This is a genomic window from Bacillus sp. AFS001701 (genome assembly GCF_002559405.1).
GTDB lineage: Bacteria > Bacillota > Bacilli > Bacillales > Bacillaceae_G > Gottfriedia.
In genome coordinates, this window is record NZ_NTZO01000136.1 from 1 (window position 1) to 6,063 (window position 6,063).

Genomic DNA, 6,063 nt, shown 5'->3' on the forward strand with positions numbered 1-6,063 from the left:
AAAAATATGAGATTTTTTTGTTGTAATTTTTTAATACATGCAATATATTTAAGACACACAATTCAAAACAAACAATTCCGATAAGGTTAAGGGAGATTAAAGAATGAATATTAAGAAAATTGGTTTAACATTAGGTTCGTTATTTTTAGCAGCAGGTGTTATGGCAGGTTGCAATACAAATAAAAAAGAAGAAACTGCAAAAGGAAAAGATTTATTAACTCAAGTAAAGGATAGCGGAGAGTTAAAAATTGGTACTGAAGGTACATATGCACCTTTCACGTTCCATGATAAATCTGGTAAATTAACAGGTTTTGATGTTGATTTATCAAATGAAGTTGCAAAACGATTAGGAGTAAAACCAAAATATTTTGAAACTCAATGGGATGCAATGTTTGCAGGTTTAGATGCAAAACGTTTTGATATCATTGCAAATGAAGTTGGTATTAGACCAGATCGTGAGAAAAAATATTATTTCTCTGATCCATATATTACTTCATCAGGTGCATTAGTTGTAAAATCTGATTCAAAAGTTAACTCATTTGATGGAATTAAAGGCTTAAATGCTGCTCAATCTTTAACAAGTAATTATGGTGATTTAGCTAAGAAATATGGAGCTAAATTAGTTGGAGTAGAAGGATTTAGCCAAGCAATTCAATTAATTGAAACTGGCCGTGCAGATGTAACGATTAACGATAAATTATCTATTCAAAACTATTTAAATGAAACTGGCGACAATAAAGTTAAAATTGCAGCTTTAGAAAACGATGCTTCTAATAGTGGATTTATGTTCCGTAAAGATGATGATTCATTAGTAAAAGCAGTGAACAAAGCACTTGCAGATATGAAAAAAGACGGGAAGTATGATGAAATAGTACAAAAATGGTTCGGTAAAGATGGACTTAAATAATATACTCAGCCCAGAGTGGATGGACAATTTAACCATTGCGAAGGATTCTTTCCTTCCAATGGTTAAAACTGCTTTAATAGGTACTATTCCATTAACAATTATAACATTTGTAGTAGGTCTTGTTTTAGCATTTATTACCGCACTTTTCCGTCTGTCAGGTAATAAATTCTTAAATGGTGTAGCCAAATTTTATGTTTCAATCATTAGAGGGACACCGCTTTTAGTACAATTATTTATTATTTTTTATGGTTTACCTACAATACATGTAACAATTTCACCTTATATTTCTGCAATTATTGGATTTTCATTAAGTGTTGGTGCTTATGCATCTGAAATTATTAGAGGATCTATCCAGTCGATTGATAAGGGGCAATGGGAAGCTGCTTATTCGATTGGTATGACATATAATCAAACATTAAAACGAATTATTATTCCTCAAGCGGCTAGAGTTTCATTACCGCCGTTATCAAATACTTTTATTAGTTTAGTAAAAGACACTTCTTTAGCTTCATTAATTTTAGTAACTGAAATGTTTAGAACAGCCCAGGAAATAGCTGCAACGAACTATAAATTTTTAGTCGTTTATATAGAAGCTGCATTCATCTATTGGATAATTTGCTTCTTCCTTTCAGTCATTCAAGGTCGATTAGAAGCTCGCGTTGAACGCTATGTTGCTAAGTAATGGAGGAAGAACATATGATAAAACTAGAAAATATTAAAAAAAGTTTTGGTGAATTAGAAGTATTAAAAGATGTTAGCTTAAATGTAGAAAAAGGTACGGTTACTGCTATTATCGGCCCTTCTGGTTCTGGGAAAACGACATTTTTAAGATGTATTAATGTTTTAGAGCATCCGACAGATGGGAAGATAACAATTGATGAACAGACATTAGATTTCTCTAATAAAGTTACGAAAAAAGAAATTATTTCTTTAAGAAGTAAAACAGGTATGGTGTTTCAACAACATCATTTATTTCCTCACTTAACAGCGTTAGAAAATGTAATGGAAGGTTTAGTAACTGTACAAAAAATAAAAAAAGATGTTGCAAAAAAGAAAGCAATTGACTTACTTACTAAAGTAGGATTAGAAGAGAAAATAAATTTATTACCACATCAACTTTCAGGTGGTCAGCAACAGCGTGTGGGGATAGCTAGAGCGTTAGCCTTAGAACCAACAGTCATTTTATTTGATGAACCAACTTCGGCATTAGATCCAGAGCTTGTACAAGAAGTTCTAAAGGTAATGAAGGAGTTAGCAGAAGAAGGAATGACAATGATTGTCGTTACACATGAAATGAAATTTGCTCGAGATGTAGCAGATGAAGTCATTTTTATGGACGGTGGTTATATTGTTGAACAAGGTCATCCTAGAGATGTTTTAGAGCATCCTAAACATGGAAGAACAAAACAATTTTTACAATTAATACAATAATTTTTAAGATAAAATATTTTACAATATAGTGTAGAAAACTAGTACTAGATGTTGATCTAGTGCTTTTTTTATGTGGAAAACGCGGAAAAACAAACTAAATTGTTTTTTCCAAAATTTACATTAGCTACACATACATATGTTAATCCATTAGAGTCATACTATCATTACACTACTTAAGGAGGTGAAAACACATGGCAAACAACAACAGCGGAAACAGCAACAACTTAGTAGTACCTGGTGCTCAATCAGCATTAGATGCAATGAAGTATGAAATCGCTTCTGAGTTTGGAGTAAACTTAGGTCCTGATACTACAGCTCGTGCTAACGGTTCTGTAGGTGGTGAAATCACTAAACGTTTAGTTCAAATGGCTGAACAAAGCTTAGGTGGTTTCTCAAAATAATATCTATGGCTAATAAGGGATGGAGATTAATCTCCATCCTTTCTTAATGAAGTAAATGAAATTGGAGTGAGCTTTTTATGGATGGTATTTGTCCACTGTGCAATGGAATTGAGCATTATAAACTAATATGTCCTATTTGTGAAAATCATTGTGAAGATAAAGGCAGAGCTGTTGATTACGAAGATAAATATAGTCCATATTTAGATTATGACATTTCAGCAAAAGCTGATGGATTAACTGAGCATAATTCAAATCAGTATTGTACGCATATGTTTAATTGCCCGGATTGTAACGAAGGCTTTCTTAAAATTATTGAGAAAATAAAATAACGCAGTACCAATTAAAATGGTACCGCGTTATTTTATGTTTAATTCATTATAGAATTATCGAATACGAGATTCAGTTTCTTTATCAAAGAAATGAACTTTGTTCATATCTACTGCTAATTTGATTATTTGACCATGTGTAAATGTTGAACGTGCATCTAATCTCGCTACTAATGTATTTCCTTCAAAGTTAGTATAAAGCATTGATTCTGCTCCTAAAAGCTCAGCTACTTCAATTTTTAAATCAAGAACTGTACCTTGAGATGCTTCGATAAATACTGGTTCGTCATGTAAATCTTCAGGACGTACACCTAAAATAACTTCTTTTCCAACATATCCATTATCACGTAATGTTTTCATTTTTCCTTCAGGTATAGCAACTTTTTTGCTGCCTAAGTTAAAGTGACCATCTTCAACCTTACCAGAAACAAAGTTCATTGCAGGTGAACCAATAAATCCACCAACGAATACGTTTTCAGGGCGATCATAAACTTCCTTTGGTGTACCTACTTGTTGAATAATACCATCTTTCATTACTACTAAACGTGTAGCCATTGTCATTGCTTCTGTTTGATCGTGTGTTACATAAATAGTTGTCGTTTGTAGACGTTGATGTAATTTTGAAATCTCAGAACGCATTGCAACACGTAATTTAGCATCTAAATTTGATAATGGCTCATCCATTAAGAATACTTTTGCATCACGTACAATTGCACGACCAAGAGCTACACGTTGACGTTGTCCACCAGATAAAGCTTTTGGTTTACGATTTAAATATTCCTCAAGACCTAAAATACGTGCAGCATCTTTTACACGACGATCAATTTCTGCTTTGTCAAACTTACGTAATTTTAATCCGAAAGCCATGTTATCATATACCGTCATATGTGGGTATAGTGCGTAGTTTTGAAATACCATTGCGATGTCACGATCTTTTGGTTGAACATCATTTACACGCTTGCCGTCAATAAAGAAGTCACCTTTTGAAATATCCTCTAGACCAGCGATCATTCGAAGTGTTGTTGATTTACCGCATCCAGAAGGACCAACGAATACGATAAATTCTTTATCTTCAATGTGAAGATTAAAATCTTTTACAGCGGTTACATTATTATCATAAATTTTATAAATGTGATCTAATTTTAATTCTGCCATTAGTATTACCTCCAACAATTTGTAATCGGTTTCATTGATTAAATTGTACACATTTAAACGTTTTTAAACAATGTCAAAGGTTCACAAAAAAAATAGCCTACTTTGTACAAGGTGCACAAAATAGGCTTTAATTAATTTTCATTCACGATCTCAAGTAGATGAATTGCTAAAAATATAACTAGTCCATCCTCAAAATGTTTTAAATCTATACCAGTTTGTTCCGAAAACTTATCAAGACGATATTGAACAGTATTTCGATGTAGAAAAGCTTTTTTTGAAGTAGCAGTAACATTTAAATTTTGTTGAAGAAAGATTTTTACCGTTGAAAGAATTGGATCATCAATTTTCATATCATTCAAAAATAAATTAGGTAATTCCTTTTGTAAATCATCTGGTAAAAAGGAAAGGATAAAATAAAGCATTTCTTTTGAAAACCAAAGTATATTTTTTTGCTTTTTTACGGACAATGCTTTTTTAAAACATTGATGTTCAATATCAAAATAAAGGCTAAGATTCGCTAATGGTGAATAGCGTTTTCCTACAAAAAAGGTAACATCATGGTACAAGTCAGCTGCAATGATTTCTTGCATATGCTCTAAAAATTCTTTGTTAAAAGGTTGATCGATTATTTTTTCAATAATGACGCCTTCCTTAGCAGAATTCCAAACCACTATTACTTCTTTATGAAAGAATGCGTTGATTGCTTCCTCAAACTCATTTTTATCAGAGAACAACTGATTGCTATAAAAATGAATAAAACGAATTGAAGTAGGGAGAGAAACTTCGGTTTCGAAAGAGAAGGGATTATGTCCTTTACTTAAAAATAAATATTGAAACCACTCGCTTTGCTCAGATGGCATCAAAATTGTATCTGTTTCTAATTTTGTAAAAAGACATTCCAATAGGTTATTTTGTTCCTCTGATATTGAATTTTTTTTAATCCCGAAAATTTCTTGATTCTCAGTAGAAAACCAAGAATAATCTATATATGTACTTTCATCAGGGGTGACTGAAACAGACTCACTCCCAAATAATGTCTTAATTTTATCAATCATTTTCATTACCTTCCGACGCATTATTTCATATTAGTTTATCATTGTTATTTAAAATAAAAAAGCTCAGACTGTTGACAAACGTTCGCTTTCTTCGTTGCTTCGCCTGTCTGCGGTGCTCATTACCGTCTAGGGTAACTCCGCTCCTCACCAGCCTTCGCGCCTCGAAAGACAAACGCTTGCAATCAGCCTGAGTCTCAAGTTATACATTGTTAGATTACTTTATAAACTACTGTTTAAAATTCGAAAGTACATAAAATAGTCGTATTAAGTTTTCAAGTCCTTGTTCTTTGATCGCAATTTCGTCAAAGACCATTGGTTTAGAGTTAATTTCAAAAATATAGTAATGATTGTTTTGAATTCCGATATCCATTGAGAATTCATAAAAATGTGCATCATCCATATTTAATGCAATGCCTGTTTGTGTGACTATTTCTTGTAATAATGAAAAATTTAATTCAATCGGTAGTTCTTCCATGGTAATAATGCTACCACCTCTTGGTACATGAGTTGTAATAGCATTAAATGTTCCTACTCTTACACCAATACCAGAAAGAATATAATTATTTTCATGTTTATGTGCAAGAATTCGTAGATCAAACTTTCTTCCATCTGGTAATTCGCTCACGATCCCTTGTTGACAAATAAAATCCTCGCTTAATGAACTTAGAAATTTCCAACAATCACTAATTGATTTCACTAATTCCACATGAAAAGCATTACGGATTATGACTTCTTTGTCATTTTTTAAGGAGAGCTTAAACACGCCAAATCCCCTTGAAGAATTATGT

8 protein-coding genes are annotated in these 6,063 nt (G+C 32.3%); 5 read left to right on the top strand and 3 right to left on the bottom strand.

Annotated features, from left to right (window positions below; genetic code table 11):
• Positions 1 to 109 precede the first annotated feature (109 nt).
• The 5 genes from CN514_RS10805 to CN514_RS10825 all read left to right on the top strand — a co-directional run bounded on the left by CN514_RS10805 (position 110) and on the right by CN514_RS10825 (position 3,068).
• A complete protein-coding gene (locus CN514_RS10805; RefSeq protein ID WP_435817623.1) occupies positions 110 to 907 on the top strand; it encodes an amino acid ABC transporter substrate-binding protein in 798 nt (265 codons plus the stop codon).
• Complete coding sequence (locus CN514_RS10810) at positions 894 to 1,589, top strand: amino acid ABC transporter permease (RefSeq protein WP_098232581.1); 696 nt, start codon at positions 894 to 896, stop codon at positions 1,587 to 1,589. The genes CN514_RS10805 and CN514_RS10810 overlap by 14 nt, the downstream gene beginning before the upstream one ends.
• A 14-nt stretch (positions 1,590 to 1,603) precedes the next feature.
• The gene (locus CN514_RS10815) at positions 1,604 to 2,338 is read left to right on the top strand and encodes an amino acid ABC transporter ATP-binding protein (RefSeq protein ID WP_098232582.1); all 735 of its coding nucleotides are present in this window, start codon (positions 1,604 to 1,606) and stop codon (positions 2,336 to 2,338) included.
• Positions 2,339 to 2,529: 191 nt separating this feature from the next.
• Positions 2,530 to 2,739: an alpha/beta-type small acid-soluble spore protein gene (locus tag CN514_RS10820; protein ID WP_098232583.1), complete on the top strand. Its 210-nt coding sequence runs from the start codon at positions 2,530 to 2,532 to the stop codon at positions 2,737 to 2,739.
• 77 nt (positions 2,740 to 2,816) lie between these two features.
• Positions 2,817 to 3,068, top strand: coding sequence for a hypothetical protein (locus CN514_RS10825; protein WP_098232584.1), 252 nt, complete (start codon positions 2,817 to 2,819; stop codon positions 3,066 to 3,068).
• Positions 3,069 to 3,122: 54 nt separating this feature from the next.
• On the opposite strand, the gene CN514_RS10830 is transcribed toward CN514_RS10825, so the two are convergent.
• From CN514_RS10830 to CN514_RS10840, 3 genes are all read right to left on the bottom strand, one after another.
• Entirely contained in the window at positions 3,123 to 4,220 is a 1,098-nt protein-coding gene (locus tag CN514_RS10830) for an ABC transporter ATP-binding protein (RefSeq protein ID WP_098232585.1), read from the bottom strand.
• 131 nt (positions 4,221 to 4,351) lie between these two features.
• Positions 4,352 to 5,275, bottom strand: coding sequence for a PucR family transcriptional regulator (locus CN514_RS10835; RefSeq protein WP_176525870.1), 924 nt, complete (start codon positions 5,273 to 5,275; stop codon positions 4,352 to 4,354).
• Between the two features lie 226 nt (positions 5,276 to 5,501).
• Positions 5,502 to 6,063 (bottom strand): YheC/YheD family protein (locus CN514_RS10840; RefSeq protein WP_217993921.1); only part of this gene is annotated, 562 nt, incomplete at its 5' end.

Coding starts and splice junctions, on each gene's coding strand:
- CN514_RS10810 (WP_098232581.1), top strand. CDS start 894: ATGGACTTAAATAATATACTCAGCCCAGAGTGGATGGACAATTTAACC.
- CN514_RS10825 (WP_098232584.1), top strand. CDS start 2,817: ATGGATGGTATTTGTCCACTGTGCAATGGAATTGAGCATTATAAACTA.
- CN514_RS10815 (WP_098232582.1), top strand. CDS start 1,604: ATGATAAAACTAGAAAATATTAAAAAAAGTTTTGGTGAATTAGAAGTA.
- CN514_RS10830 (WP_098232585.1), bottom strand. CDS start 4,220: ATGGCAGAATTAAAATTAGATCACATTTATAAAATTTATGATAATAAT.
- CN514_RS10835 (WP_176525870.1), bottom strand. CDS start 5,275: ATGATTGATAAAATTAAGACATTATTTGGGAGTGAGTCTGTTTCAGTC.
- CN514_RS10820 (WP_098232583.1), top strand. CDS start 2,530: ATGGCAAACAACAACAGCGGAAACAGCAACAACTTAGTAGTACCTGGT.